Origin of the sequence: Xanthocytophaga flava (assembly GCF_030068545.1) — a bacterium.
Lineage (GTDB): Bacteria > Bacteroidota > Bacteroidia > Cytophagales > 172606-1 > Xanthocytophaga > Xanthocytophaga flava.
Genome location: NZ_JASJOR010000038.1, coordinates 1 through 26141, shown reverse-complemented (window position 1 = coordinate 26141; position 26141 = coordinate 1). Strand labels below are relative to the sequence as shown.

The following is a 26141-nucleotide window of genomic DNA, read 5'->3' as shown; positions in this document are numbered from 1 at the left end:
AGCCTTAGTAGTGAAGAAGCAGTGTATACAAATCGTGTACAGGAAGTGTGAAATCTGATGTTTTCCCTAGGGTTTCCCTTCTGTTTCTGTGTTCTAATTGGAATCAATAACGTTTTTTGAGTGTAGTTGCCTGGTCATAACCAACATTATCCAGGATACCATTTATAAACCCTACCTCAGAAATAGTATGAAAACAGAAGTCTCAACATCCCAACAGAAAAGTTTCTTTCGAAAGAAACCTTTGTATCTGTTTGAACAGGATATAAAGAAAAATGAGTTACGAAAAGTTTTAGGCAAATGGAGCTTGACGGCAATTGGTATAGGTGCTGTAATTGGAGGAGGTATCTTCGTTTTTACAGGAACCGCGGCACACTATCATGCAGGTCCTGCATTGGCTCTATCGTTTGTGATTGCAGGCATTGGCTGTGTGTTTGCAGCTCTATGTTACAGTGAATTTGCCTCCATGCTGCCAGTTGAGGGTTCTGCCTATGCCTATGCTTATGGGACTGTTGGCGAACTATTTGCCTGGGTTATTGGGTGGGGCCTGGTACTTGAATATGCTATGGGTGCTATGACAGTGGCTGTGAGCTGGTCTGGCTATTTTGTAAAACTCGTTCACCTTCTTGGGTTTGACATTCCGTTTTGGTTACGGAATGATCCTTTTTCAGCCAATATATATGCTCAGCAGGCAGGACTGGAAAAACCGATGTTTGCCCTGAACTTACCCGCTTTGTTGATTGTATGGGTTGTGACCTATATTCTGGTGAAAGGAATTAAAGAAGCTGCCGGAGCTAACAATCTGATTGTGGTTTTGAAGGTTACTGCTGTTCTTTTTGTCATTATAGTAGGTATATTTTATGTTGTTCCCAGCAACTGGCATCCATTTGTCCCAGAGGCTTCCATTATTAATGGGGAAGATGGTACACCACGTCAGGCCTATGGTTGGGGAGGTATAGTAAGTGGTGCATCGGCTATCTTCTTTGCCTACATAGGTTTTGATGCGGTTTCAACTCAGGCAAGCGAAGCGGTTAATCCCAGGAAAGATATTCCTTTTGCTATCATTGTATCCTTAATCTTTTGCACAGTTCTTTACCTGCTGGTTTCCATTGTCCTGACTGGAATGATCAACTACAAGGAAATAGTGGGAGAAGCGTTAAAGGCACCAGTAGCCTATGCTTTTGATAAAGTTGGGCAAACATGGGCTGTGTATATTATTACATTTGCTGCCACAGCCGGATTGATTTCTGTGATGTTGGTTATGATGCTTGGTCAAACCCGGGTTTTTCTTAGTATGTCTAAAGATGGTTTATTGCCTTCGTTTTTTCATTCGATTCATCCCAGATTCAAAACTCCCTGGAAAAGCACCTTACTGGTAGGTTTGATAGTTTCTTTGGTTGCTGCTTTAACACCCATTGATGTATTAGGAGAAATGACCAGTTTTGGTACTTTGTTCGCCTTTGCCATTGTATGTATCGCTGTCTGGTTATTACGTAAACGTGAGCCAGAGCGTGAACGTCCGTTCAGAGTTCCAGCCATCAATATAATAGCTCCTTTGGGATTGATCCTAAATACGATATTAATCTGGCAATTGAGTGCTTTATCAAAGCAGTTGGCTATCGGATGGCTTCTTTTAGGGTTGATTATTTATTTTGGCTACGGACGCAAAAATAGCCATTTAAATAAGATTGAACTAAATGATTAGGTATTAGTCCAGAAAACGAGCTTTTAATTCAGGCGTAGGTATCATACAGCTTTCCTTTTGTCCGAACCATTTGTATCGGTTTCTGGCAATTAGTGTGTATCCCCAGTCGCGTATAGGTTTAGGAATTATAATTAACCAGTAAAGCCAGGACCAGATTCCCTTTAGTTTTCGGGCCAGCTTAAGAGCCGCTGTGGATTCAGTATAAAATCGTTCGCCAACCACTAACACCAGGGAATCAAATTGTTGTGTCGACAGATTGAATTTTTGAAGTAACGTTTGTCCTGTTTGGGATTGAAGAGAGGTGAATGTAAGGTGTGAGTTAGGTTTTTCATGATCCAGAATAAACTGTACAGCTCCATTGCATAGATTACAGACTCCATCAAACAGAAGTATTTCCTGATTAATAGTTAGAGAGCGGATATCAGTCGAAGCAGATTTTACAAGCGAGTCCATAGCAGAATAAGTAAAATGAAAATCCTGTAATATAAAAAAGCGTAATAAGAGATCTCTTATTACGCTTTTTTATAGGTAACGTATTCTATAGGTTTTTAGTTTTATGATCGCATTATTTAGCTGATCTTCTGTTGATGTCAAGGTAATCGCGCTTGGGATGACCTACATACACCTGACGTGGACGTCCTATTGGTTCTTTGGTTTCACGCATTTCTTTCCATTGAGCAATCCAGCCCGGTAAGCGGCCTAACGCAAACATAACAGTAAACATGTTGGTTGGGATACCCAACGCACGATAAATGATTCCAGAATAGAAATCAACATTCGGATACAACTTGCGCTCAACAAAGTATGGATCTGTTAAAGCTGCTTCTTCCAACTGTTTGGCAATTTCCAAAACCGGATCATTGATACCCAATGAACTTAATACTTTGTCTGCAGCCTTTTTAATTATTTTAGCTCTTGGATCAAAGTTTTTGTAAACTCTGTGCCCGAAACCAAATAGACGGAAACCTGTTGTCTTGGCATTTTTTGCCATTTCAACATATTTTTTAACATCGCCACCATCTGCTTTAATCTCTTCCAGCATTTCAATTACTTCCTGGTTAGCACCCCCATGTAATGGTCCCCACAATGCATTGATACCTGCAGAAATAGAAGAATATAGACTTGCATGAGACGAACCCACTAAACGTACTGTAGAAGTAGAACAGTTTTGTTCGTGATCTGCATGAAGAATTAAAAGTGTGTTTAATGCGTCTTCAATTACAGGATTAACTACATACTCTTCTACAGGTAATGCAAACATCATATGCATAAAGTTTGCACAATAGCTTAACCGGTTTTGAGGATAGTTAACAGGATGTCCCATATGGTTTTTGTAAGCCCATGCAGCAATAGTTGGTAACTTTGCCATAAGCCGTACAATCGAAAGCCGTTCTTGTTCCGCTGTGACACTTCCCATAGATTCCGGATAAAACGCAGTCAAAGAACAAACCAATGCTGATAAAATTCCCATTGGGTGAGCATTTACCGGAAATCCATCGAAGATCTTACGCATATCTTCGTTTACTAGTGTATGAACTTTGATCTCATTAGTGAATGACTCAAGTTCTTTTTGGGTGGGAAGTTCACCATAAATAAGCAGATAAGCTACTTCCAGAAATGAAGATTGCTCGGCTAATTGTTCAATAGGATATCCACGATACCGAAGAATTCCTTCCTCGCCATCCAGAAATGTAATCGCACTTTTAGTAGCTCCTGTATTTTTATAGCCACTATCCAACGTAATAAATCCACTTTGGTCGCGGAGTTTCTGAATATCCAGAGCTTTTTCGTGTTCGGAGCCTTCCACTACAGGGAGTTGGTAAGTGCTGCCGTTCACGTGTAATTCTGCAACGTTTGACATAAATGTATTTAGCTAAGCAGTTAAAAAGAAAAACAATTTGTATGGAAAATATACGGCTAACAAGACTGTTGACATGCCAAATGTAAGGCAAAAAACAATATCTTATGCAATTAAAACCATACAAATCACTACCTGTAGCTAAAAAAAAGAACGTAGAAACTGTTGTAATAATGAAAGGTTACCTTTTAATTATACAAATTGGAGCTTTGGTGCTACAATTGTTAAAACATAGCTGGAAGAGGTGTATTTTTTTGTGAGATTGAAAATCAGTTGGTTATTTTACTATTGGATCTTTAAAGCATTCTATTGTTTCAGATTATACCTTTACGAATAGCAAATTGTATAAGCGCATTAGAATTAGGACTACTTGTCTTTTCGAATATATTGCGTTTATGTGTAGTAACGGTGTGGAATGAAAGGTTGAGGCGACAGGCAATTTGTTTACTGCTCAATCCCTGGGCTACTAAATAAATAATCTCTTTTTCACGATTACTGAGACGAATGTTTTCTTGCATAAGAGATTTTTCAGGAAGGGTCAATATTTTTTGATCTCCATTTTCATCGGTCATAGTGGCTGTTACCCGGTTGTCAGACTTAAGGTGTGATATGTCTGATATAAACCAGATACCATATTCTGGATTTCCTGTTACATCTAATTGTAGCACAATGTCTTGTCGGAGCATCTGGATAAAAGATTCATTGTTTTTCTTAAACCTGAATGAAAAACTGCTACAACCATTGATTTTTCTTGTTTGAGATAAGTTCTGAGACATTTCTTTCTGTAAAGCCTGCAGTGTCCGTAAGGCATACAGGTCATCCGGATGGACAAAATTCAGAAAGTGAGTAAAAGGCAGGTCGGTATATAGTGTTTCATGATAGCCTGTTACCTTCTCAATACTTCCGCCTGCACATATAATTTTACTTTGGGCGTGGTTTATCAGAAAGTAACAGCAAATTTCCCTGTTAATTAGAAAATGAGTCCAGGTTTTAAACTGAAACACATTTGGAATACTAGACACTGGTTCTCTAAGTGGGGTGACTTCATATTCAACTCCCAGGCTGGCTTTTGCAGGCCGGAATTTTGTAGATAGCATAAACGTGAAGATGAGGGTGGTTACAGAGAATCATACTGTTATAGGGGCTGGTTTTGTTGATAAGTGGCTCATTAGAAGACGGTTATTAGTCTTTAATTAATGAAACTGACTATATGTAAACATGCAACAATTTAGAAATAAATAATTATTTTACTTAATAAGATATACAGGGTGTTTTTACCCTTTATTTACCGTATTTTTCCCGTTTTATAATGAAGAAATACCCAGGATTTATTGTAGAGGAGGAAACCGGTGGTTGGTAACAGTAGGGAGTAGTGAGGCAAAAGGGCAAAGTAGAATCGTATATAAATCAAAATCCCCACCATTTGGCGGGGATTTTGATTATTTCTTCTTTTGAGTATTCATTTTCTTTACTTCTTTCAGCACCTTTTTATTTTCATTTTCGAGCTTACGTTTTACTTTCTTGACATCTTCGGCGGCGGGAAGGCTTTCTGGAGTAATCCCTCTTTCTTCCAGCATTTTGCGAATAGCCTGATTGTTATCAACATGTTCTTTTACAATATCATTTTCACCATGTAAATCTTTCTCTACGACATTGTAACTTGTTAGCTCAATGGCAAAGTCTTTTGCCTTAATAGTTAAGGTAGGAAGAAAGTCTGCCAAAGGCCTGTTATCCGGGACATTTAGCTTTTTCTTCATTTCCTGAGTACTATACCCTCCAAAAAATGCTTTATCACCTTCAGATCGAATATTGGAAAAGCCTTTATCATCCACATTTCTTTCATATAAGATGCCTGAAAGCTTTTTCTCGGATTTGGAAAGTTTATCCCGTGCCGCAACTCTCGAAATATCCAGTAACCGTTGTTCTATAATTTCCTGTTTACGGGTCTGGACTGCATAGTACGTTTGTGCAAAGGCAATTTCGCTTTTGCTCGAATCTCCATTCTGGGTTACCAGATAACAACCATATCGGGTTAGGGCAATATCTTCAAATGGAATAGTTTCACCATTTTCGTTTGTGGTAGTTCGCTCCACATTAACAAAATGGTTTGTGACTAATTCACCTGAGTTTTCACACGCATTTTTTGCCTTTTCTACTGTTTTTAAGAATATATTCCAGTCTTTATATCCAAATAGTTCCTGTAACTCCCGTGCGCTCCAGCATTCAATACCATGGATTTCCCTGCTTGCTGCTTCAAACTTTTCAAACAATTCGCGGATAAGTTCCTGTTTCATAGTGATTCTGAGTAAAAAGAAACGATTTATTTCAAAGAGAATTTGTACCAGTTCAATAAAGTTCGGAAAGATATTCTTTTTTATAAACTAAATTCCAAATTTCCTGTGGATTATTCTTCTGGTAAAGTTTTTAAACCATCCCTGCCACTATCCGAAGATTCTTTTTGTAAGAATACTTCTACAAGGTTTTTCACTACGATGATAATAAGAATAAAGGGTAATAGAATAGCTCCGGTTTTAAACCCAGCACCTGTATGTGCATACGTTCCCCCCGAAAACTGAACTATGGTCTGAATCAGTATATAGGTCGTACCCGCCAATAGTATTCCCATTATAAATTTGGCTGTACCCAAAGAAAAATAATGTTTGATCAGCCAGGTTAGGAGTAAGGTCAAAGAGGAGAGAAGCACTACTGTACCTAAAGCCCTGGGGAATGTTTTGAGATACGAGTATTTATATATCCATACACCTATTTTTCCCAGAAGGTTGGGATGTGCCAGAAGCCAGGCATCAAGGATTATGAGGATGAGTAATAAGCTAAAAAAAATGAATTGGTTTCTCATGATTTGAATACGATGGGATAGTTTAGTTAACAGTTTGAGAGGTTAAAAGTATACAATAATTTCACTTTCTACCCAATGAATGGTTACGAGTAGGAGGGCTAGATACACTAACAGTTTAGGAACCAGTTAGTTATTTTAAGATTGTATCAATTTGACAAACTACTTATATACTTATGGGCAGATGTATCTGCGTAACTTTATGGAGCTTTTGCTTTATAGTTACATGTGCTTTTTCTCAGGATGTGATTTATACTAGTAATGGTTCTGTGATTACTGGGAAGATTACCGGACTTGATGGTGACAAAATTAAATATGCAATGCCTAAAAATCCAGGCCCTGCTTATTCTATTGATGTAACAGATGTTTTGGTAGCATTTAACCAGAATGGAAATGTAATTACCTTCCCAATAAAAGATGGAAAATCCGAGATAACAGGTTTTCTAAATCCACCCACTCACAAATCACATGACATTCTTGTGAAGATGGATAACAGTGTGATAGAATGTGAGAATGTTTCTTTGGGAAAGAAAGATGTTCGTTTTCAGAAACTAGATGCCAAAAAGGGAAAAGAAGAAAAAATTTCACGGGAAGATGTAGCCGTTATATTGTATAAAGATGGACACCATGAATTTGGTGTCAATCCGGCACAGGCCACTGTTCCTATTCGAATGGCTAAGACTCAGATTGATCAGCTGACTGGAGTAGGCCAAAATATACATCTGAAAGAAGAGGCTAATGCCAATAAAGGAGAGTCTACCCGAACTACCACAACAGACATCCATGATGAGATGGCTTTTCCTGGTGGTCCAGAGGAGTTTGAAAGCTTTCGGCAGAAGGCTATTTCAAAGGTCGACGAGTTTGGGAGATACATTGCCACTATTGTAGATCCTCGTACACCAGCCGACCAATCCAACTCAACCATTGATTTGGCATTTACCTTGTTTGTCAATGCAGATGTCCGAGTTGAGGTTTCAAATGTAAATACTGGATCAAAAAACAAGTACAAAATTAAAGACTACCTGAAGCGACTGAAATTAAAGGGCGCAGATTACCAGGAAGTGGATGTATCGTATGCTGATATCGGATATGCCTCTGAATTCATTAAAGGTCCGGATGGAAACTATTATGGGGTGGTATCATTTGTACAGACTTTTAAGGGCTTTGTAGATGGAAAAGTAGTTTATGGTGACATCACACAACGTAATATAACGGTTATATTAAAGTTGTACGAAAAAGTAGTAGAAGGACAAGGAAAGAAAATGTGGGATGTATTTCTGGCTGATGTAGGGATTATAGAAACACGCAAGTTATAAAGGAGGTCTATTCAGTTGTAGATTGGTTTTGTGTAAATTTAGGCTAACTTACAAGGGGACTCTTTAATCTCCCTGTTCTGTTATGACATTGGTTAGTACTGAAAATTTATCTATAGATACCTCTTTACAAGAAAAGCAAAGGCTGCTCTCACTAGACTTCATGCGTGGATTTATTATGGTCCTGCTTATGTTGGAAGGCTCTCGTTTGTTTGATCATCTGCTGGAGTGGCAATCTGAGGGGCTATTTCACAATTTTATGCTGCAATTCACTCACCATCCCTGGCATGGACTGCGATTTTGGGATTTGATTCAACCAGGGTTTATGTTTATTGCAGGCACAGCACTTGCTTTTTCCATAGATGCTCAACAAAGAAAAGGCATTAAATGGAAATCCTCTTTTTATAAAGTTGTAAAGAGATCCGGATGGTTATTTTTCTGGGGTGTCCTGGACTATGCTGTCAGACCTTCCGGTTTGTCCTTTGAGTTGTGGGATGTATTAACACAATTGTCATTTACAACTATTGTAACCTTCCTTGTTATCCAATGGCCTGTAATATATCAATTAGCGTTGAGTGCAGCTATCCTACTGCTGACAGAGTTCCTGTATCGGTTTACCAACATACCTGGTTTTGACCAACCATTTACGGATCAGCATAACTTTGGTAATTATGTGGATTTGCTTTTGATGAATAAAATAAACACAGGTGGATGGGTTGCTATCAATTGCATTCCTACAGCTGTCCATACTTTATGGGGTGCAATGGTTGGTCGGGTTTTGCTATCAACTGAAAGTGATCATACCAAGATCAAAAAAATACTTGTAGGTGGAGTAATTGCTTTATGTATTGGCATCCTATTAGATTATACCACTACACCTGTTATTAAACGTATTGCGACAAGTTCATTTGTTTGTGTATCTGGAGGATATTGCCTGATTGGTCTGGCGTTCTTGTATTGGTGGATTGATATATTAAAACATAGACGTTTTATATCTTTCTTTCTGATTGTTGGAATGAACTCACTGTTTATTTACCTCTTCTTTGAAATTGTGGGTAGTCGCTGGTTTAATGGCTATATAGAAGTTATTGTTGAAGGACTGATTGGACATATTTCAGGTATCACTTCTGTATTTTCAGGAATTATTGCCTCTATGGTTATATTTTTACTTGAGTGGAAAATGTGTGAGTTTCTCTATCGAAAGCACATATTTTTTAAAATTTAAAGTGATAGACATAGCTGGTGATGCAGTGTGATCAGAGATTGCCTTTATAGGGCACTCAAATTTTTTTCAAATGATCAATTGAAAATTCTGCTGCTTTAATCTGGGTAGGATCTACAAACCAGATACAGGTAATTATATCACTCTCAATGTTTTTTACAATCATTTCAGGACAAGGGAAAGCTTCGCAATCATATATGAGCTTGACCTTATTTCCTACCTCAAATTTCTGTATCTGAATCTGATTTCTTCTGATTTTGAGATGTTTTAGCAAACTTAATGCTGATGATGGCGCCTGTACCGGTCCACTTAATGAGTGTAAGTGTAAAGTGATTTTTATCGGTATATGTATTCCATAATGTGGTAGTTAAAGGATGTAAAGAGGGACTTGGTATATTAGTTTTTACCTTATACTGTATGTAAACAATATATAGATAATTTTTTGAAGTAGTATATGTTGATAAAAAAATAGGAGGTGAGTAACAGGAAAGCTATTGGGAAGGAAGGAGTCTACAGGCTGAAAAAATAGAGACGAAATAACTTCCATTTCCATAGGTAATAAAGATTTTAAAATTGAATGAAGAGTAGGATAGAATGGATCATTTTCTTGAGATGATTTGTTTATATTTATTAATTTTAATAGTTTAAAGATGTTAATTTATATTTTTATATAAACATCTCACTATTAAGAGGAAAGAAAAAAGCCCCTTTCAGGGCTTTAAACTTGGTTTTGTAGAAAATAGTAGGAGACTAGTTAGGTGACTTACTTTCCAATACAGAACTTGGAAAATATATTGGAAAGTAGATCATCAGTTGTAATCTCTCCTGTTATCTGACCTAAATAGAATAAAGCTTGTCGGATATCCATTGCCAGCAAGTCCCCTGTAATCCCTTGTGAGAGACTTAACAATGCTTGTGAAAGAGAATCCTGTGCAAGCTTAAGGTTTTGGTAATGGCGTAGATTCGTAACAATCGTATCTGAAGCTTTATAGGCTTTTGTATGAATACTCCTGGTAAGAAGTTGTTTTAGTTCTTCGATTCCCTCTCCTGTAGTGGCAGATATGTAATGGACTGGCATTGTAAACGTACTATGCTTCTGATCTGCTTTATTACCTACAAGCAAATATGGAATAGATAAAGCGTTTATCTCTGTTAGTTCCTCTTCTAAATCGGCTTGTGTTGTTTGTGATACATCAAATAAATAGATGATAATAGAGGCCTGCTTGAGCTTTTCCTTTGTTCTTTGGACTCCAATAGCTTCCACTGTATCTGTCGTGTTACGTAAACCGGCTGTATCAATGAATCTGAACCGTATTCCTTCAATGTGTATTTCATCTTCTATAAAGTCACGTGTTGTTCCTGGAATATCAGAAACTATGGCTTTCTCCTCATTCAATAATGCATTTAGAAGGGTTGATTTACCTGCATTCGGTTTTCCTGCTATAACAGTAGGAACTCCATTTTTTATTGCATTACCCATTTGAAAAGAATCGGTAAGCTTAGTTATTGTTACTAATAACTCCTGTAATAGCTTCTGTAAATCGTCTCTATTGGCAAATTCTACATCTTCTTCACCAAAGTCTAATTCTAGTTCAATTAGAGAGGCAAAGTGTATTAATTGTTCTCTTAACGCTGCTATTTTTTTTGAGAAACCTCCTCGCATTTGATTTAATGCTGCATGATGTGAGGCTTCTGAGTCGGAATGAATAAGGTCTGCGATTGCTTCTGCTTGCGTTAAATCAAATTGACCGTTTATGAATGCTCTTTTGGTAAACTCTCCCGCTTCTGCTAATCTGGCTCCGTTTCTTATAAGGGCTTTAATGATTTTTTGAATGATAAATTCTGAACCATGACAGGAAATTTCGATGATATTTTCTTTCGTAAAGGATGTCGGTTCCTTGAAAACTGATATCAGAACTTCGTCCAGAATTTCACCATTTTCTTGTAATGATCCATAATGGATTGTGTGTGAAGGTTGTTGACTAAGATCTTTCCCTTTAAATAGTGAATTTGTAATGGTGATAGCTTCTTTCCCTGATAAACGAATAACTGCAATGGCAGAAATACCGGGAGCTGTTGATAAAGCTACTATTGTATCTGTACGCATGTATATATGTTTAGTATTTAGTTACTATATAAATTAGTAATTTAATGAAAAATTATGCTAAATATATTAGCAATAAAATTTCTTATAATTACTAAAAATAGTAGTATAATAAGATGATCTAAAGTTAATAGTATTAGTATTTATATATAAGTCTCTTAATAAACTTATAAAACCATCATAACAAACTTGTGAAAAGTTATAAAAACGAACCTGAGAAGAATAGGGAAGGAGTTCCTTCTCCCAAAAAGGCTCTTTAGCAACAACAAAAGGAAGCAAAAGAGCCAAATACTCGTAAAATTTAGTAGGAATTCTGTTTACTGTAGCCTGATTAACCTGATAGGGCAACAAACCTATATCAGCATTTTGAATATATCTAATAATATCCTGATGCCCAACATAGCGGTCTATTCCAACTAAAGAAATAAAATTACACCCAGATACTTCTTCCACTAATCGCTTCCGAACAGATAACTGGCCAGCAAAACCAACAATAGTCAACTCAAAACGAGGGTCTATTGAGTGGAGGTACTTTACTAAAGCTATAGCATTAAATATTCCATATGATTCAGCTATAGTTCCAGAATAAAGGAGACGATAGATACCCCGGCGGGGTCGAACAAGCACATCAGAAACCAAAGCAAATTTGTTTTCAATGATCCTAAACTTACTTCTTACAAAAGGCAATTCTTCTTTATAGGCGCGCTCAGCAATCCAATACTCATCAATGAAGGGGCGGGTCACCTGTTCGACAAAACGAACGCCATGAGCTAGAATATGCCTAACGAACGCTCTATAAGTGTTCGCGAACATTACGTTTGCGTAATAATTCTCCAGTACATCATACACCAATAAAGAACCAAATATTATTTTGTAAGCACAGCTAACTATCAGAATATCAGGAGAGTTAACTATAACTACCTCAGGTTTTAGTTGAATAAGCTTTCTAAAGAAAGATATAGGAGCCAAAAATCTCCGCCCAGACAAACGTTCGAAATTAAATAACTCATGAAAAGCTATGTTTTTAGATCGAACACCCTTTTTTCCCAAAGAACCTACGATATGAATCTCATGTTTGTGACAAGCTAACAACCCAAGTCCCAGCTTTTCATACATTCGATGATCATCTACTGGTCTCAACACAGAACCAATCACAATTCTTCTTGTTGTATCTAGTTTCATATAGTCATAATCACTTACTAAATGCTTAGTATTTTACTAAACAGTAAAAACTAAACTAAAAAACAAGCGAATCTAAGGATAAGCTATATTTTTGCGGGAAGTTAAGCAGATATTTTACTTCTCTGAAACGAATCAACTCTAATTTATCAAATGGAAATCAAACAACTTATCGAAAGTGCCTGGCTAAACAGAGAACTTCTCCAACAACACGAAACACAAGTAGCAATTAGAACCATTATAGAAGAACTCGACAAAGGTATTCGTAGAGTAGCAGAACCTCTGGAAGGTGGAAACTGGATTGTAAATGACTGGGTAAAAAAAGCAGTTATTCTTTACTTTCCACTTCAACAAATGAAAGAAATAGAAGTTGGTCCATATGAGTATCACGACAAAATGGAGCTAAAAAGAGGTTACAAAGAATTAGGTGTTCGTGTAGTACCTCCGGCAGTAGCCAGATATGGAGCCTATATCAGCAAAGGAGTTATTCTAATGCCATCCTACGTAAATATTGGAGCATATGTTGATGAAGGAACGATGGTTGATACATGGGCTACAGTTGGAAGTTGTGCTCAAATAGGTAAAAATGTCCATTTAAGTGGGGGAGTGGGCATCGGGGGAGTCCTTGAGCCTGTTCAGGCAGCTCCTGTAATTATTGAAGATGGTGCATTTATAGGCTCTCGTTGTATTGTAGTGGAAGGAACACGTGTTCGTAAAGAAGCAGTACTGGGAGCAGGGGTCACACTAACAGGCAGTTCTAAAATTATTGATGTAACAGGTCCAGAGCCCATTACTTACGTGGGAGAAGTACCCGAAAGAGCGGTTGTTATACCAGGCAGTTATACCAAAAAGTTCCCGGCAGGGGAGTACCAGGTTCCATGTGCCCTTATTATCGGACGCAGAAAAGCCAGTACAGATCTTAAAACATCCCTCAATGATGCCCTACGGGAAAATAATGTAAGTGTATAAAATAATACAGTATAAATTAAAAGGCCTTTTCTCAAAGGCCTTTTTTGTTACTTCCGGAATCGATCAGCAACTACTAACTCTTTACTATCTTTAGACCATAGATAAAATCCCTTTCCTGTTTTACTACCTAAATGACCAGCCTGTACCATGTTAACCAACAAAGGACATGGAGCATATTTAGGATTGCCAAATCCTTCTTGCAAAACCCGTAGAATGGCCAAACAAACATCCAACCCAATAAAGTCCGCTAGTTGTAAAGGTCCCATAGGATGAGCCATACCTAATTTCATTACGGTGTCAATTTCTTCAACTCCTGCCACACCTTCAAATAAAGTTTCAATGGCTTCATTTATCATAGGCATCAGAATACGATTTGATACAAATCCAGGATAATCATTTACTTCAACCGGTACTTTATCCAATACTCTCGAAATATCCATAATAGAGGCAGTTACCTCATTAGATGTAGCATATCCGCGAATTACTTCAACCAGTTTCATGACTGGAACAGGATTCATAAAGTGCATTCCGATTACCTGTTCAGGTCGCTGAGTGACGGAGCCAATTTTGGTAATAGAAATAGATGACGTATTGGTAGCCAGAATTGCTCCAGAAGGAGCTAGTTTATCAAGTTGTCTGAAAATTTCGAGTTTCACTTCTATGTTCTCTGAAGCAGCTTCAACCACTAGTTCGGCATTGGCAACGCCATCGGCCACAGATGTAAATGTTTTAATTCTTTGCAGGGTTTCGTTTTTATCACTCTCTGTCAGAAGCCCTTTTTTTATCTGGCGATCGAGATTAACAGTAATATTCTGAATTCCACGGGCAAGAGCACTTTCAGAAATATCAATCAAGGAAACCTGAAATCCTTTTTGGGCAAAGACATGAGCAATCCCATTGCCCATAGTTCCACTACCAATAACAGCTATATTTTGCATTGAAGTATGTTTGTGAAGTAAAATCAACTCAAAAGAGGTATTATTTTTTAAATAAAACAACTCAGAAACATAATACACATATATGTTCGATCCATTCGTTTGTGTTGTAACAAAGTAGAAACATCCTTCTGTATGCGCTTTCAAAACTTTATTCGGAACCAATTATAATGCTCTATTTAACGACTTGCCTCACAATATGATCCACCATATAGTAGGTGCATCAAACAGGCAAAAAAATAATAGTCATCAACTCCTCTCATGGCTCAGATTTAGACAAACAACATAAGCCTACACCGCAGTTAGTTCGAACGAAAAACTCCATATAAGGTCTGAATGTTTGTCATATTAGAGTCTACATCTTACCAGATTCGCTGAAAACAAACATGTAACAATTAGTGATAAAATGCTATATCAGCTAACTCTTACTACCTTTGCAAAAAATTGAATATTCATTCAGCCTGAGTGTGGGAACACAATCATACCCTCACTAAACTTGAAAATTTATACTAAATAGATTTCTTTGATGGTTCAACCTATTGATGACTGAATCATACTAATCTATTCTATACTAAAAGGACTAACTGCCTTTGTAGTGTATATATAAAGCCATACAGAAAACAGTTACAATGATATACCGAAAGTGAATAAGCACAGATATGAGCAATAATTTAGAATCCGAAACTATTAAGAATCTGAAATTACAAGCAAAGAAAAGTGAACAAGACACAAAAAAGTTATTTCAGAAGTGGAAAAAGCAACCGCCCCGGAATTTAGATATAGTAGTACAGGAAATCCATGAGGAAGTGTTTGAAGTGACAGACTGTTTACAATGTGCTAACTGCTGTAAAACTACCAGCCCTATATTTTATGATAGAGATATAGATAGGATAGCCAAATTTCTAAAAGTAAAACCTAAGCAGTTTATTGATTCGTATCTGCATATAGATGAAGATGGAGATTATGTATTAAATCTGGCACCTTGTTCCTTTTTAAATGAAGATAATACCTGTTCTATCTATCACCATAGGCCTGCAGCCTGTCGGGAGTACCCTCATACAGACCGTAAGCGGTTCCATCAGATATTAGATCTTACTCTTAAGAATACTTTCATCTGTCCTGCAGCCTATCAGATAGTTGAAAAATTAAAAACAGCTTTATCCTAACATCTATTTCCTTTTTTAAACTACATGTATATATTTAAAAACCTATATTTGCAGAATTAAAATGCAGATGTATGTATGAATGATGTTATAAAAGCAATTATGGATATGAAAAATCTTACTCCTTCGCGTTTTGCGGATGAGATAGGAGTACCACGTCCCATTATTTCACACATATTGGCAGGCCGAAACAAACCTAGTCTGGACATGATACAAAAAATTGCCAGACGTTTTCCAGAACTAGGTACCGAATGGATATTAGATGAAACAAAATTACCCATTGGCATCTCCGAAATCACTGCAAGCATAGAAAAGACTTCCTCTGCTCAAACGAACCCAATCAATCCTCTTTCAGCAAATCCGTTCATTCCTCTTCTTAACAATACAATAACAGAGAATAGTAGTACAGAGGAGCCTCCTGTATCTATTCCCTCTGTCACCATCCCTTCACAAGCTACTGTATCTCCTATAAATAATACAAAGAAGATAGAAAAAATACTGGTATTTTATACAGATAAAACCTTTGAAGAATATACTCCCAACCATTAAATCTATGAGGAAGTTGCGTTAACTACCAAATGTATCTTACCTTGCAGCTGAATATTCTACGTCAGCCCATACTATGTTATATTTTATAACAGGAGGAGAACGCTCCGGAAAAAGCCGCTATGCGCAAGAATTAGCGTTAAGCCTATCTACCAATCCTGTTTATGTCGCTACAGCCCGAAAATGGGATGAAAGTTTTGAGCAAAGGATTAAACGCCATCAGCAGGAGAGGGGTCCCGAATGGCAAAACATGGAAGAAGAGAAACACCTCAGCAAACTAGATCTATCTCAAAAGGTTGTAGTAATAGACTGTGTTACGTTATGGCTTACTAACTTTTACACAGATAACCAGTACGATTTGCATTTATCCTTACAGGAAGCAAAAGATGAATTAACTCACCTGTTCAAACAGAACAATACCCATCTGATTATTATATCTAACGAAATAGGTATGGGCGTACACGCTCAAACTGAGAGTGCGAGAAGATTTGTTGAGCTTCAGGGCTGGACGAATCAATACATAGCCCGTCAGGCAGATCAGGTCACTCTTATGGTTTCTGGTATTCCATTAAAAGTAAAATAACGCTCCTACAAGAATATCAAAATATAAATTAATGATATGAAACAATTTAAAATAGATAATACAGATAAAAGAATTATATCACAAATTCAGGATAAATTAAATAACAAAACCAAACCCATTGGATCATTAGGTAAACTGGAAAATATAGTTTCCAGAGTATGTCTGATACAACAAACACTAAGCCCAGAACTAAATAACCCACATATACTTGTATTTGCAGCAGATCATGGAATCACTCAGGAGAATGTGAGTAAATACCCCTCTGAAGTGACTCACCAGATGGTACTAAACTTCCTGCAGGAAGGAGCAGCTATTAATGTATTTTGCAGACAACATGATATTGCACTCAAAGTGATTGATGCAGGGATTAATGCGGATGTCTATAATACACCCAAACTCATACATCAGAAGATTGGAAAAGGGACTCGCAACTTTGCCAAGGAGCCAGCGATGACTGTTGATGAATGTAATCTGGCAATTGAAATGGGATCAACTATAACAAAACAAATTTTGCAGAAAGGATGTAATATAGTGGGCTTTGGTGAAATGGGTATCGGAAATACATCTTCAGCAGCCGTTCTAATGCATAAATTCACAAATCTTCCTCTGAATGAATGTGTAGGTAAAGGCACTGGCCTGAATACAGAACAAATGCAACACAAGTTACAGGTTCTTCAAAAGGCTGTCAATCACTATCCGGATATAAAAGACCCACTGGAAACACTAGCAACCTTTGGCGGATTTGAGATAGCACAGATGTGTGGAGCCATGCTCCAGGCAGCAGAAAATAAGATGTGTTTACTCATTGATGGATTTATTGCTACAGCTGCATTACTAAGTGCCTGCCAGTTTTATCCGGCTATCCTGGATTACTGTTTATTTTGTCATCAGTCTGAGGAGCATGGCCATAAGGCTATGCTGGACTATTTAAAAGCAGAGCCTATATTGAATCTGGATCTTCGGCTGGGTGAAGGAACGGGCTGTGCACTGGCATATCCTATTATTCAATCTTCCGTCAACTTTATGAATGAAATGGCTTCTTTCCAGAGTGCCGGGGTATCTACAGAGAAAACAGATAACTAAATTTAACTATATAAATAAATAAAAGTAAATTAATGAAAAAACAACTGCATTTGCTATTGGTCGCAGTTATGTTTTACACCAGAATACCTGTATCTTCCTGGATAAACTATACAGAGCAAGCACAAAAAGAATCCTCAGTATATTTTCCTTTTATAGGATGGATCACTGCCGGATTTTCAATACTTGTATTTTTTGTTTCTCATCTGGTCTATAGTGAATCTATTTCTCTGATTATAACGCTTATACTGGGCATTCTGCTTACAGGTGCATTGCATGAGGATGGGTTTGCAGATGTATGTGATGGATTTGGAGGGGGCTGGACAAAAGAAAAGATACTGGAAATTATGAAGGATAGTAGAGTTGGTGTATATGGAGTGATAGGTCTGATAGGTTTATTTACCTTGAAATACGCATTAGTAGATCAGTTGATTGATACTTTCAAAGCTTCAAATTTATATGTTCATCTGTTCTTTATATTTATACTGGCACATACACTAAGCCGTTTTACGGCTCTTACACTGATGTATACACACAGTTATGCAAGAAATACTCCTGATAGTAAGATTGCATCAATAGCCAGGCCATTATCAGCTAAGCAAGTATTGTTTGCATCTGTGTGGGTTATTATACCTTTTATACTATATATCTATCAAACTACCAACCTGTATATTATGCTGCTTCCTATTCCTATCCTGTTAATCAAAATAGGGATTGGAAGATACTATCAAAAATGGATAGGGGGATATACAGGGGATTGTCTGGGGGCACTCCAACAAGTAACAGAGATCGCTATTTACCTATTTTTTGCAGGAATATCATGGAAGTCATTCTGATTCGTCATACCAAAGTCCATAACCCAAGATCAGTGTGTTATGGTCAATCAGATATTGGGTTAGCTTCATCATTTGAAAACGAAAAAGATAATATTATTTCTAAACTTACCCTTACAGGTCAATTCACTGTTTATAGCAGCCCTGCACAACGTTGTACCAGATTGGCAGAAACTATAACTTCCACATACAAAGTAGATACTCGTTTGCAGGAAGTAAATTTTGGAGACTGGGAAAATACGCCATGGCAGGATATTCCTCAACTACAACTAACACCATGGATGGAAGACTTTGTGACAATACAGCCACCCAATGGTGAAAGCTTTCAGGATCTACACACCAGAGTAAAAGAATTTATTACAGAACTTCAACAAAACGACTTTGACAAGGTTATAGTGATTACCCATGCTGGAGTTATCCGAAGTATACTATGTGATAGTCTAGGAATTCCGCTAGTTAATGCGTTCAGATTAACTATTGATTATGGCTCACTATCAAAACTGATTTTTTCGGATTATCCTCCTCAACTAAAGTCACTGAATCTATAAACTCTATTACCTAATTGTTAGAGTCTGCTATAGGTAATCCGTCCTATTAATTGATGTGCCGGAGCGCATATGCAATCTCAGAGGGTAAATGCGTTCCAATATGAGCTACATCCAACAAACCATGTCTAACAGACATCTGACCGGTACGCCAATTCACACGTCGTTCATAATCCGGACATTTGCTACAGGTAAAAATAATCCAGTCACCTTCACGTTGAGACTGACACACATGCTGATTTGTCGACTGGCTGCCTAAATTAAACTGAAGATTCTCCATAACTCACCATCAAAATGATTAGTAACTATTTTCCGAAAGATGACAAAACACCAATCATCATACAACTCGCTTTTAATCAAAAAGTTACATAAGCATGCTTATTCTTTTCATCATCCTATATATTCTTTTTACGGTTAAAAAAGCATACCAGCAAAAAGATAAAAATCTTAGTTTAATAATTTACATTATGTTAAGTAACATTTTTAAATTCACCTATTATACACTATACCTCTTCTTATTTCACTATGCATCAGGTTATACAGTGCTACCCATCGCAGTTGCCTTATGTTATTAAGTCTGATAAGGTATCTCCTCTATTCGACATACCCTTAATATTTTATCAGAATGTCATTTTGGATAGACACGTTTGTTTGGATAGACAACTTTAATTGGTAGCAAACTATCTAGATTATGATAACAATATCGGTACATAAATTCATCTGACTTTAAATAAGAACCACATTCAAAGTCAGCATATAGATTAAGAGTGTCATTGATTCTTTTCTTGTAGAGATTTAGGTCTCCATCTTTACAAGAACATAGTATATCAATATTTATTTTGTTTCCATTTCGTTTAAGACCTCCAACCATATAATCATGTTTCCACTTGAAATCTTTTTCCTCATTTTCTTCAAGTTCTACTATGTCTCTACACTCTGAAGAGTCCTCCGAATTACAACTTAGTAAAGTAACTCCTATAAAGAAATAGATAATCTTATTTAGTACCATATGTATTATTAGGACTTTTTTCAGAATCAAAATTTCTGTAATGCATTTGAAATTTACCTGATGTATAACGATACCTCTCCTTATTATCACTCTGCTTAGGTAAATGTGAGTACAATCTTACCCATGTGTTCACTGCTCTCCATTAACAGATGGGCTTTACTCACCTCCTCAACTGGAAACTCCTGATAAATTACGGGTTTTATTTTTCCAGCAGAAATTAATGGCCATATATGTTTCTCCAGGTTTTGAGCAATGGCTGATTTAAAAGCTATATCCCGGTTACGCAATGTTGATCCGGTAATAGTTAGTCGCCGTCTCATTACTTCAAGCAGATCAATAGTTGCCTCCCGTCCATTCATTACATTTATTAGTACTAATCGGCCATCCTCTGCAAGTACTTGCAGATTGTCTGATGTGTAATTCCCTCCAATCATATCCAGAATTACATCGACACCCTTTCCTTCAGTGCTATCCAGAATACGATCTTTAAAACTTTCTTTTTTATAATTAAAAGCTTTCACGGCTCCCAATTCTTCACAAAAAAGACATTTTTCTTCCGTTCCTGCGGTTACATACACAGTGTTACCCATAGCTGTTGCCATTTGTATGGCAGTAGTTCCTATGCCACTTGATCCTCCATGTACCAGTAAACTTTCACCTGGCTTGAGATTCCCTCTATCAAATACATTGCTCCAAACGGTAAAGAAAGTTTCAGGTAAGGCAGCAGCCTCTACAAAATTCAATCCTTCCGGAATGGGCAAACATTGTCCTTCGGGTACCATACAATATTCGGCATATCCACCACCACTTACCAATGCACATACGACATCTCCTACCTTAAAACGCCTCACCTGTCCTCCTGTATACTCTACAATACCGGCAATTTCCAAACCTGGAATATCGACGGGTGCTCCTGCGGGTGCCGGATAATATCCTTTACGCTGTGCAATATCTGGTCTGTTTATACCAGCAGCCAGTACTTTCACCAATACTTCTCCTTCACCAACTTCTGGCATAGAACGATTTACCACAGATAGTACATCAGGGCCTCCGGGTTGTGTTATGACTACAGCTTTCATCTTAGTATGTGATTATATATTTGCTATATTGGCTCTAAAAGTACACCACTAGTTACTACTTAACATAATAATTAATGAAAAAGATTTTGGTTTTTGGAAGTTCCAATACAGATATGGTCATACAGGCCGAGCATCTTCCCTTACCAGGCGAAACGATACTAGGTGGTAAATTTACAATGCATGCAGGTGGCAAAGGAGCGAATCAGGCTGTAGCTGCCGCTCGTATGGGTGGAAATGTCACCTTTATAGCCAAGGTGGGTAATGATCTCTTTGGACAACAAGCCAGGCAACAATTTGTAACCGAAGGCATCACTACGGACTATATCCTTACTGATCCTGATCATCCGTCCGGAGTAGCGTTAATCACAGTAGATAACAAAGGGGAAAACTCCATTGTGGTTGCTTCCGGCTCCAATGCTACACTCTCTCCTTCTGATGTCTCTGCCGCTATTGAATTAATTGATTCGGATACGGTAGTTCTGTTACAACTGGAGATTCCGATTCCGACTGTTGAATATATTATTGAACAAAGCAACTCACGAGGGGCTCAGGTTATTCTAAATCCGGCTCCCGCAAATAGTTTACATAAAGAAATTTACAATTATTTATATTTATTAACTCCAAATGAAACAGAGTTAAGCTTGTTAACAAACATAACAGTTAACGATATTCCATCAGCGGAACGAGCAGCCCAGATACTTCATAAAAGAGGAGTAAAGAATATCATTGTTACTATGGGAGCGTCTGGAGCCTTCTGGTATTCAGGAACAGACTCTCAACTTATTCCAGCACCTAAGGTGGACGCCATAGATACAACAGGTGCCGGAGATATTTTTAATGGAGTGCTTTGTGTATTTCTGGCAGAAGGCTATTCACTACCCGAAACGATTCACTATGCATGTCAGGCGTCTGCGATATCGGTTACCCGAATGGGAGCACAATCGTCTGCGCCTTATCGGAAAGAATTACAAAAAGTTTAAGAGGTTGTCTAAATTATTAGTGAACAAGTAGTGAAATAGGTATTACAAAGATGCCTTCTCTCCTACTCTATTGCTTCAAATTGCTATTTAATGTTCTTTGTAAATTTTCTCGCCTGCCTCTATTCTTACAGGAAGTTTATTTTCGGCTGGAGTAATTGGGCAGGAATATTGATTGTTGTAGGCACAATAAGGATTATAGGATTTATTGAAATCAATCCAAACCATCTCGTTATCAGAAATACGCATATCCATATACCGACCTGCGCCATAAGAACTTTCGTCTGTGGTGAGATCTGTAAATGGAACAAACAAATAATCCTTATACATTGGATTGCGCAACAGATCCATACTTTGGTACACAGTCAACACACATTCTTCACCCTTTACTCTGAAAACGAGTTTCCCATATACCCGATACACTGGCAATCGGGTTGTTGATGTCTTCATTTCAAAAGTCTTCTGTAATGTATCCCTAACCAGCTTTGCCTGTACCCGATACATCGAATCTATAGGAAAATAGACTAATCCAGTAAAATCACTTCTCTCTTTTTTGGGAATGGGAGAATCTTTTCCTTTACGAAAATTCTTGTCTTTGGTCTTTCGATCTTCCAGAATACGCTTTTCATACTCACTCGTTTGAGCAGACACAGCACAATAACACCCCCACACTAAACATGCAACTAACCACCAAAGTCTTTGTTTTACTATTCTCTCCATTCTCTACTTACTTCCTTCTTGTATCTGCAATGCTTATCACCTTCCACCCTTTTTCAGATTTAAATAACTGAAATACATTCACTCCTTTGTGGCTAAATTTTCCATCCAGGTAAAACTCATACGGAGTCCAGGCAATGGCCAGGTTATCATCTACTTTGATATCATATCCGGAAAGTCTTTCATCCCAGACTTCTTTGTGTGGTGTACCCACAGCTTTGGCAAAATCAGTGATACTTTCTTCCCGTAAAGCGGGTTTGCCTGTTTTCTTATCTACATAGGTTGTTTGCAGGCGTGCCCCTGAATAGAACACGCTTCTTACCATGGCACTATCTCCTTTGCGCATTCCATCAAATAGTTGTCCTATCACTTGCTTGATTTCGGTTTCTTCTTTTGAACCACTTGACTGAGCCTGTGCAAACAGACAAACTGTAAAAAAGAGAAGTCCTAAAATTATTTTTGGCATATATTTCCTAGATTTGAAAAGATATTACGAATAGTATAAGGGTATTTTGCGCCCAATTTACAAATCTCTATGTAAAAAATAATATCCGTTTACATACAAATACCTCCGTATAACGAATTTTCTCTTTATAATTTTCAAATAGTAAGTTATTTGCTCTTAAGGACACCAAACTTACTATTGAATTGTATGACCGCAAATATGAAAGCACTTATTGTTGATGACGAACGCTTAGCTCGTAATGAATTACGCCGTTTACTGGAAAACTTTCCCAAAATTGAAATCATAGGAGAAGCCGCGAATGCAGAAGAAGCCCTGGACCTGGTAGACAAACTACATCCGGATTTATTGTTTCTTGATATTCAGATGCCAGGTAAGACAGGGTTTGAATTGCTGACGGAAATAGAAGGAAGTGTGCCTGACGTGATATTTACCACAGCCTATGATGAATATGCGTTGAAGGCATTTGAATACAACGCTCTCGATTATCTGTTAAAACCTATTGACCCTAACCGTCTGGCAGAAGCGATTAACCGACTGGAGGAAGACATTCGCCATGAGGAATTTAAACGGGAGAATGCTAAGTTACTCACTGCGGAAGATCAGGTATTTGTGAAAGACGGAGAAAAGTGCTGGTTTGTAAAACTAGGAAAGATACGCCTGTTTGAGTCAATGGGTAATTATGTGAGACTGCACTTTGATGACCAGAAGCCATTGATATTAAAATCATTGAATGCGTTGGATGAAAAACTGGACCCTCACTCCTTCTTTCGTGCTAACCGCAAACATATCATTAATTTACAGTGGGTCGAAAAAATTGAGCCCTGGTTTAGCGGTGGCTTGCTGGTTACACTGAAAGGTGGCGAGAAGATTGAGATCTCACGTCGGCAGGCTATTCGCTTTAAAGACATGATGAGTCTCTGATATACCCATCCAATCCATGACACAATCACAAGTACTCTCTCTCACAACTTCCCGGATCAGTAGTCTTGATGTGCTACGGGGTATTGTTATGGTGATCATGGCATTGGATCATACACGTGAATATCTGTTGTTGAATGGATTTTATACAGACCCCACCAATCTGACAACAACAACTCCAATCTTGTTCTTTACGAGATGGATTACTCACCTGTGTGCTCCTACTTTTGTTTTTCTGGCAGGCACTTCTGCCTATCTATACGGACTAAAGAAAACCAAAAAACAACTGAGCCTTTTTCTTCTAACCAGAGGATTATGGCTCATAATACTAGAAATTACAATTGTAAACTTTGGACTTTGGTTTGATATAACTTTCTCAACTATTGTTTTACAGGTTATATGGGCTATTGGAATCAGTATGATTATTTTGAGTGGGCTGGTATTTCTACCTGTTATATGGATACTGGCACTTGCCATTCTGATTGTAGTTGGGCATAACCTACTTGATCCCATATCTTTTCCTTCTGGAACACCGGCTAGTTTTCTGTGGTCATTGCTACACCAGCTTAGCTTTACGCCTCTAACTCCACACTTCAATTTTGGAATTCTTTACCCATTCTTATCCTGGCTGGGCATATTGCTCATAGGGTATTGTTTTGGAATGTTGTATCGTCCACAGGTGCTTTCTGCAACACGAAAAAAGATTCTGCTTCAACTCGGGATTGGCGCAATTGTCAGCTTTATGTTGTTGCGGTTTCTAAATGTATATGGAGATCCTACACCATGGAAAATTCAGAAGGATACAGTATTTACGATTCTTTCATTCTTTAACGTTACCAAGTATCCACCTTCTCTGTTATATACCCTGATTACCCTGGCACCCGGCATTCTTTTATTATCCGTATTGGAAGGCAAGGAGTTTCGGTGGACTTACTTTTTCAAAGTATATGGTAAGGTACCTTTGTTCTACTATGTTATTCACTTTTATCTGATTCATAGCCTCTCAGTAGTTTGTTTGCTCGTACAGGGTATTTCCTGGCAGGAGATTAACTTTCAGAAAAACATGGCCGGAATCCCTCCGAATGTAGGGTTTTCGTTAAGCATTATCTACCTGTTCTGGATTGGTGTGGTATTGGTTCTGTATCCTGTATGTCGTTGCTATGGGCAGTTTAAAAGCCGTCAGACGACTGTCCTCTGGAGTTATCTTTAAAGCGATAGAACACCCCAAAAAGAAAACACGGCCTCCCTCCTGCTACCCATTTTCGACCCGCATAACTAAACACCTAGTTAAACAATTTAGCAACTAGAGTCATTCCACTCTTACATAAAGGAATATAGCAACTTTTAAAAATTTTCTTTTTTTGTGTATGGTTCACTGCGGTCTCACTGGAAAACTCAAACTCTTCTATCTCATTCTTAAGCAGATTACATATTATTCACAATATTTTTATTCTAACCACAATTCCGATCAGTTTTGCTGATGCGCATAACTCATGGAAAACTATTCTTGTGTACTAACCACCCAGCAAGCCACATATTCTGTCCCATATCTTTTCTGGAAAAGAGATCTTTGACTAAACTAGAAAGTCGGTGTGGGTGTCTACCCCGTGTCTATAACGAAAGTAACGGGCATTACACTCAATGTGAGTCCAAACGGATGTTCGCACCAGCGTTCTCTTCTTACAAATCCTCAAAAGATATGGGACAAAAATCACCTACCTAAACCAGAGCAATTTACACCATGCCGTAACAGACCATCAATGTTCTACCATAACATAAAGAGCTCATACTGAGACCTGTTACAGTATGTTACAGTAGGTGTTACAGTTGTAAGTATCTGTAAATGAAGCGTGTTACAGTTGTTACAGTAAACTCTCACGTGTATACTATAATATATTATATATAGTATATAAGAGAAAAGAGCTTTTGTGTTCTTCTAGGAAGTTTGACAATGTATAAAATCTGACTGCTGGACAAACGGAATAAAAGCGAGGCAGTAGTAGTTATCAATGTGTGAAAAAAGAAGAAAAACTACTCCCATCGCTTTTGAACAAATTTAAGAAGGATTTGCCCAAAAGCCAACAAACCC

The 26141-nt window shown here is 37.7% G+C and carries 25 protein-coding genes; 13 read left to right on the top strand and 12 right to left on the bottom strand.

The annotated features are described in order from the left end of the window. Positions 1-187 precede the first annotated feature (187 nt). Complete coding sequence (locus QNI15_RS34020; RefSeq protein WP_313993190.1) at positions 188-1702, top strand: APC family permease; 1515 nt, start codon at positions 188-190, stop codon at positions 1700-1702. A gap of 3 nt (positions 1703-1705) precedes the next feature. Here QNI15_RS34020 and QNI15_RS34015 read toward each other — a convergent pair whose 3' ends face one another. The 5 genes from QNI15_RS34015 to QNI15_RS33995 all read right to left on the bottom strand — a co-directional run bounded on the left by QNI15_RS34015 (position 1706) and on the right by QNI15_RS33995 (position 6417). Further along, a complete protein-coding gene (locus tag QNI15_RS34015) occupies positions 1706-2155 on the bottom strand; it encodes a thiol-disulfide oxidoreductase DCC family protein (RefSeq protein ID WP_313993193.1) in 450 nt (149 codons plus the stop codon). 112 nt (positions 2156-2267) lie between these two features. After that, positions 2268-3563: a citrate synthase gene (locus QNI15_RS34010; protein WP_313993196.1), complete on the bottom strand. Its 1296-nt coding sequence runs from the start codon at positions 3561-3563 to the stop codon at positions 2268-2270. 311 nt (positions 3564-3874) lie between these two features. After that, positions 3875-4657: a response regulator transcription factor gene (locus tag QNI15_RS34005; RefSeq protein WP_313993200.1), complete on the bottom strand. Its 783-nt coding sequence runs from the start codon at positions 4655-4657 to the stop codon at positions 3875-3877. Between the two features lie 342 nt (positions 4658-4999). Beyond that, on the bottom strand, positions 5000-5854 hold the full coding sequence (gene dinD / locus QNI15_RS34000; protein ID WP_313984605.1) for a DNA damage-inducible protein D: 855 nt from the start codon (positions 5852-5854) through the stop codon (positions 5000-5002). A gap of 110 nt (positions 5855-5964) precedes the next feature. After that, positions 5965-6417 carry a hypothetical protein gene (locus tag QNI15_RS33995; RefSeq protein ID WP_313993203.1) on the bottom strand — a complete coding sequence of 151 codons (453 nt, stop codon included), beginning with the start codon at positions 6415-6417 and terminating at the stop codon, positions 5965-5967. A 242-nt stretch (positions 6418-6659) separates the two neighbouring features. On the opposite strand from QNI15_RS33995, the gene QNI15_RS33990 reads away from it, so the two are divergent. Both QNI15_RS33990 and QNI15_RS33985 read left to right on the top strand, forming a co-directional pair. Next, positions 6660-7730, top strand: a complete 1071-nt coding sequence (locus QNI15_RS33990; protein WP_314036310.1) for a hypothetical protein — start codon at positions 6660-6662, stop codon at positions 7728-7730. An 82-nt stretch (positions 7731-7812) separates the two neighbouring features. Continuing rightward, entirely contained in the window at positions 7813-8952 is a 1140-nt protein-coding gene (locus QNI15_RS33985) for an acyltransferase family protein (RefSeq protein WP_313993208.1), read from the top strand. A gap of 760 nt (positions 8953-9712) precedes the next feature. Here QNI15_RS33985 and mnmE read toward each other — a convergent pair. Together mnmE and QNI15_RS33975 are read right to left on the bottom strand one after the other, a co-directional pair. Next, the gene (gene mnmE, locus QNI15_RS33980) at positions 9713-11056 is read right to left on the bottom strand and encodes a tRNA uridine-5-carboxymethylaminomethyl(34) synthesis GTPase MnmE (RefSeq protein ID WP_314036308.1); all 1344 of its coding nucleotides are present in this window, start codon (positions 11054-11056) and stop codon (positions 9713-9715) included. Between the two features lie 66 nt (positions 11057-11122). Continuing rightward, a complete protein-coding gene (locus tag QNI15_RS33975; protein WP_314036306.1) occupies positions 11123-12235 on the bottom strand; it encodes a glycosyltransferase in 1113 nt (370 codons plus the stop codon). 150 nt (positions 12236-12385) lie between these two features. Here QNI15_RS33975 and QNI15_RS33970 point away from each other — a divergent pair, with 150 nt between their 5' ends. Continuing rightward, on the top strand, positions 12386-13201 hold the full coding sequence (locus QNI15_RS33970; protein ID WP_313993219.1) for a 2,3,4,5-tetrahydropyridine-2,6-dicarboxylate N-succinyltransferase: 816 nt from the start codon (positions 12386-12388) through the stop codon (positions 13199-13201). Between the two features lie 47 nt (positions 13202-13248). On the opposite strand, the gene QNI15_RS33965 is transcribed toward QNI15_RS33970, so the two are convergent. Continuing rightward, positions 13249-14139 carry a 3-hydroxybutyryl-CoA dehydrogenase gene (locus QNI15_RS33965; protein WP_313993222.1) on the bottom strand — a complete coding sequence of 297 codons (891 nt, stop codon included), beginning with the start codon at positions 14137-14139 and terminating at the stop codon, positions 13249-13251. Positions 14140-14795: 656 nt separating this feature from the next. Between QNI15_RS33965 and QNI15_RS33960 the strand changes: the two genes are divergently transcribed. The 6 genes from QNI15_RS33960 to cobC all read left to right on the top strand — a co-directional run bounded on the left by QNI15_RS33960 (position 14796) and on the right by cobC (position 18889). Further along, a complete protein-coding gene (locus QNI15_RS33960; protein WP_313984626.1) occupies positions 14796-15302 on the top strand; it encodes a YkgJ family cysteine cluster protein in 507 nt (168 codons plus the stop codon). Between the two features lie 75 nt (positions 15303-15377). Beyond that, positions 15378-15848, top strand: coding sequence for a helix-turn-helix transcriptional regulator (locus QNI15_RS33955; RefSeq protein WP_313993225.1), 471 nt, complete (start codon positions 15378-15380; stop codon positions 15846-15848). 73 nt (positions 15849-15921) lie between these two features. Further along, a complete protein-coding gene (gene cobU / locus QNI15_RS33950; RefSeq protein ID WP_313993228.1) occupies positions 15922-16428 on the top strand; it encodes a bifunctional adenosylcobinamide kinase/adenosylcobinamide-phosphate guanylyltransferase in 507 nt (168 codons plus the stop codon). 36 nt (positions 16429-16464) lie between these two features. Beyond that, positions 16465-17511, top strand: coding sequence for a nicotinate-nucleotide--dimethylbenzimidazole phosphoribosyltransferase (gene cobT, locus QNI15_RS33945; RefSeq protein WP_314036304.1), 1047 nt, complete (start codon positions 16465-16467; stop codon positions 17509-17511). 32 nt (positions 17512-17543) lie between these two features. Beyond that, entirely contained in the window at positions 17544-18344 is an 801-nt protein-coding gene (locus QNI15_RS33940) for an adenosylcobinamide-GDP ribazoletransferase (protein ID WP_313993233.1), read from the top strand. Then, positions 18329-18889, top strand: coding sequence for an alpha-ribazole phosphatase (gene cobC, locus QNI15_RS33935; RefSeq protein WP_313993235.1), 561 nt, complete (start codon positions 18329-18331; stop codon positions 18887-18889). Before QNI15_RS33940 ends, cobC begins: the two co-directional genes overlap by 16 nt. Positions 18890-18935: 46 nt before the next feature. On the opposite strand, the gene QNI15_RS33930 is transcribed toward cobC, so the two are convergent. Both QNI15_RS33930 and QNI15_RS33925 read right to left on the bottom strand, forming a co-directional pair. After that, positions 18936-19166 carry a hypothetical protein gene (locus QNI15_RS33930; RefSeq protein ID WP_313984643.1) on the bottom strand — a complete coding sequence of 77 codons (231 nt, stop codon included), beginning with the start codon at positions 19164-19166 and terminating at the stop codon, positions 18936-18938. A gap of 824 nt (positions 19167-19990) precedes the next feature. Then, complete coding sequence (locus tag QNI15_RS33925) at positions 19991-20974, bottom strand: NAD(P)H-quinone oxidoreductase (protein WP_314036302.1); 984 nt, start codon at positions 20972-20974, stop codon at positions 19991-19993. A 74-nt stretch (positions 20975-21048) separates the two neighbouring features. On the opposite strand from QNI15_RS33925, the gene rbsK reads away from it, so the two are divergent. Further along, a complete protein-coding gene (gene rbsK / locus QNI15_RS33920; RefSeq protein ID WP_314036300.1) occupies positions 21049-21954 on the top strand; it encodes a ribokinase in 906 nt (301 codons plus the stop codon). 87 nt (positions 21955-22041) lie between these two features. On the opposite strand, the gene QNI15_RS33915 is transcribed toward rbsK, so the two are convergent. Continuing rightward, entirely contained in the window at positions 22042-22602 is a 561-nt protein-coding gene (locus QNI15_RS33915; protein ID WP_314036298.1) for a DUF1684 domain-containing protein, read from the bottom strand. Between the two features lie 76 nt (positions 22603-22678). After that, entirely contained in the window at positions 22679-23134 is a 456-nt protein-coding gene (locus tag QNI15_RS33910; protein ID WP_314036297.1) for a nuclear transport factor 2 family protein, read from the bottom strand. Between the two features lie 198 nt (positions 23135-23332). On the opposite strand from QNI15_RS33910, the gene QNI15_RS33905 reads away from it, so the two are divergent. Together QNI15_RS33905 and QNI15_RS33900 are read left to right on the top strand one after the other, a co-directional pair. Next, positions 23333-24055, top strand: a complete 723-nt coding sequence (locus QNI15_RS33905; RefSeq protein ID WP_313984656.1) for a LytR/AlgR family response regulator transcription factor — start codon at positions 23333-23335, stop codon at positions 24053-24055. Positions 24056-24071: 16 nt separating this feature from the next. Further along, a complete protein-coding gene (locus QNI15_RS33900; RefSeq protein ID WP_314036295.1) occupies positions 24072-25262 on the top strand; it encodes a DUF1624 domain-containing protein in 1191 nt (396 codons plus the stop codon). Positions 25263-26141: the final 879 nt, after the last annotated feature.

Coding starts and splice junctions, on each gene's coding strand:
- mnmE (WP_314036308.1), bottom strand. CDS start 11,056: ATGCGTACAGATACAATAGTAGCTTTATCAACAGCTCCCGGTATTTCT.
- cobU (WP_313993228.1), top strand. CDS start 15,922: ATGTTATATTTTATAACAGGAGGAGAACGCTCCGGAAAAAGCCGCTAT.
- QNI15_RS33940 (WP_313993233.1), top strand. CDS start 17,544: ATGAAAAAACAACTGCATTTGCTATTGGTCGCAGTTATGTTTTACACC.
- QNI15_RS34020 (WP_313993190.1), top strand. CDS start 188: ATGAAAACAGAAGTCTCAACATCCCAACAGAAAAGTTTCTTTCGAAAG.
- QNI15_RS33925 (WP_314036302.1), bottom strand. CDS start 20,974: ATGAAAGCTGTAGTCATAACACAACCCGGAGGCCCTGATGTACTATCT.
- QNI15_RS34015 (WP_313993193.1), bottom strand. CDS start 2,155: ATGGACTCGCTTGTAAAATCTGCTTCGACTGATATCCGCTCTCTAACT.
- QNI15_RS33910 (WP_314036297.1), bottom strand. CDS start 23,134: ATGCCAAAAATAATTTTAGGACTTCTCTTTTTTACAGTTTGTCTGTTT.
- QNI15_RS33985 (WP_313993208.1), top strand. CDS start 7,813: ATGACATTGGTTAGTACTGAAAATTTATCTATAGATACCTCTTTACAA.
- QNI15_RS33900 (WP_314036295.1), top strand. CDS start 24,072: ATGACACAATCACAAGTACTCTCTCTCACAACTTCCCGGATCAGTAGT.
- QNI15_RS33970 (WP_313993219.1), top strand. CDS start 12,386: ATGGAAATCAAACAACTTATCGAAAGTGCCTGGCTAAACAGAGAACTT.
- dinD (WP_313984605.1), bottom strand. CDS start 5,854: ATGAAACAGGAACTTATCCGCGAATTGTTTGAAAAGTTTGAAGCAGCA.
- QNI15_RS33955 (WP_313993225.1), top strand. CDS start 15,378: ATGAATGATGTTATAAAAGCAATTATGGATATGAAAAATCTTACTCCT.
- QNI15_RS34005 (WP_313993200.1), bottom strand. CDS start 4,657: ATGCTATCTACAAAATTCCGGCCTGCAAAAGCCAGCCTGGGAGTTGAA.
- rbsK (WP_314036300.1), top strand. CDS start 21,049: ATGAAAAAGATTTTGGTTTTTGGAAGTTCCAATACAGATATGGTCATA.
- QNI15_RS33995 (WP_313993203.1), bottom strand. CDS start 6,417: ATGAGAAACCAATTCATTTTTTTTAGCTTATTACTCATCCTCATAATC.
- QNI15_RS33975 (WP_314036306.1), bottom strand. CDS start 12,235: ATGAAACTAGATACAACAAGAAGAATTGTGATTGGTTCTGTGTTGAGA.
- cobC (WP_313993235.1), top strand. CDS start 18,329: ATGGAAGTCATTCTGATTCGTCATACCAAAGTCCATAACCCAAGATCA.
- QNI15_RS33905 (WP_313984656.1), top strand. CDS start 23,333: ATGAAAGCACTTATTGTTGATGACGAACGCTTAGCTCGTAATGAATTA.
- QNI15_RS33930 (WP_313984643.1), bottom strand. CDS start 19,166: ATGGAGAATCTTCAGTTTAATTTAGGCAGCCAGTCGACAAATCAGCAT.
- QNI15_RS33965 (WP_313993222.1), bottom strand. CDS start 14,139: ATGCAAAATATAGCTGTTATTGGTAGTGGAACTATGGGCAATGGGATT.
- cobT (WP_314036304.1), top strand. CDS start 16,465: ATGAAACAATTTAAAATAGATAATACAGATAAAAGAATTATATCACAA.
- QNI15_RS34010 (WP_313993196.1), bottom strand. CDS start 3,563: ATGTCAAACGTTGCAGAATTACACGTGAACGGCAGCACTTACCAACTC.
- QNI15_RS33960 (WP_313984626.1), top strand. CDS start 14,796: ATGAGCAATAATTTAGAATCCGAAACTATTAAGAATCTGAAATTACAA.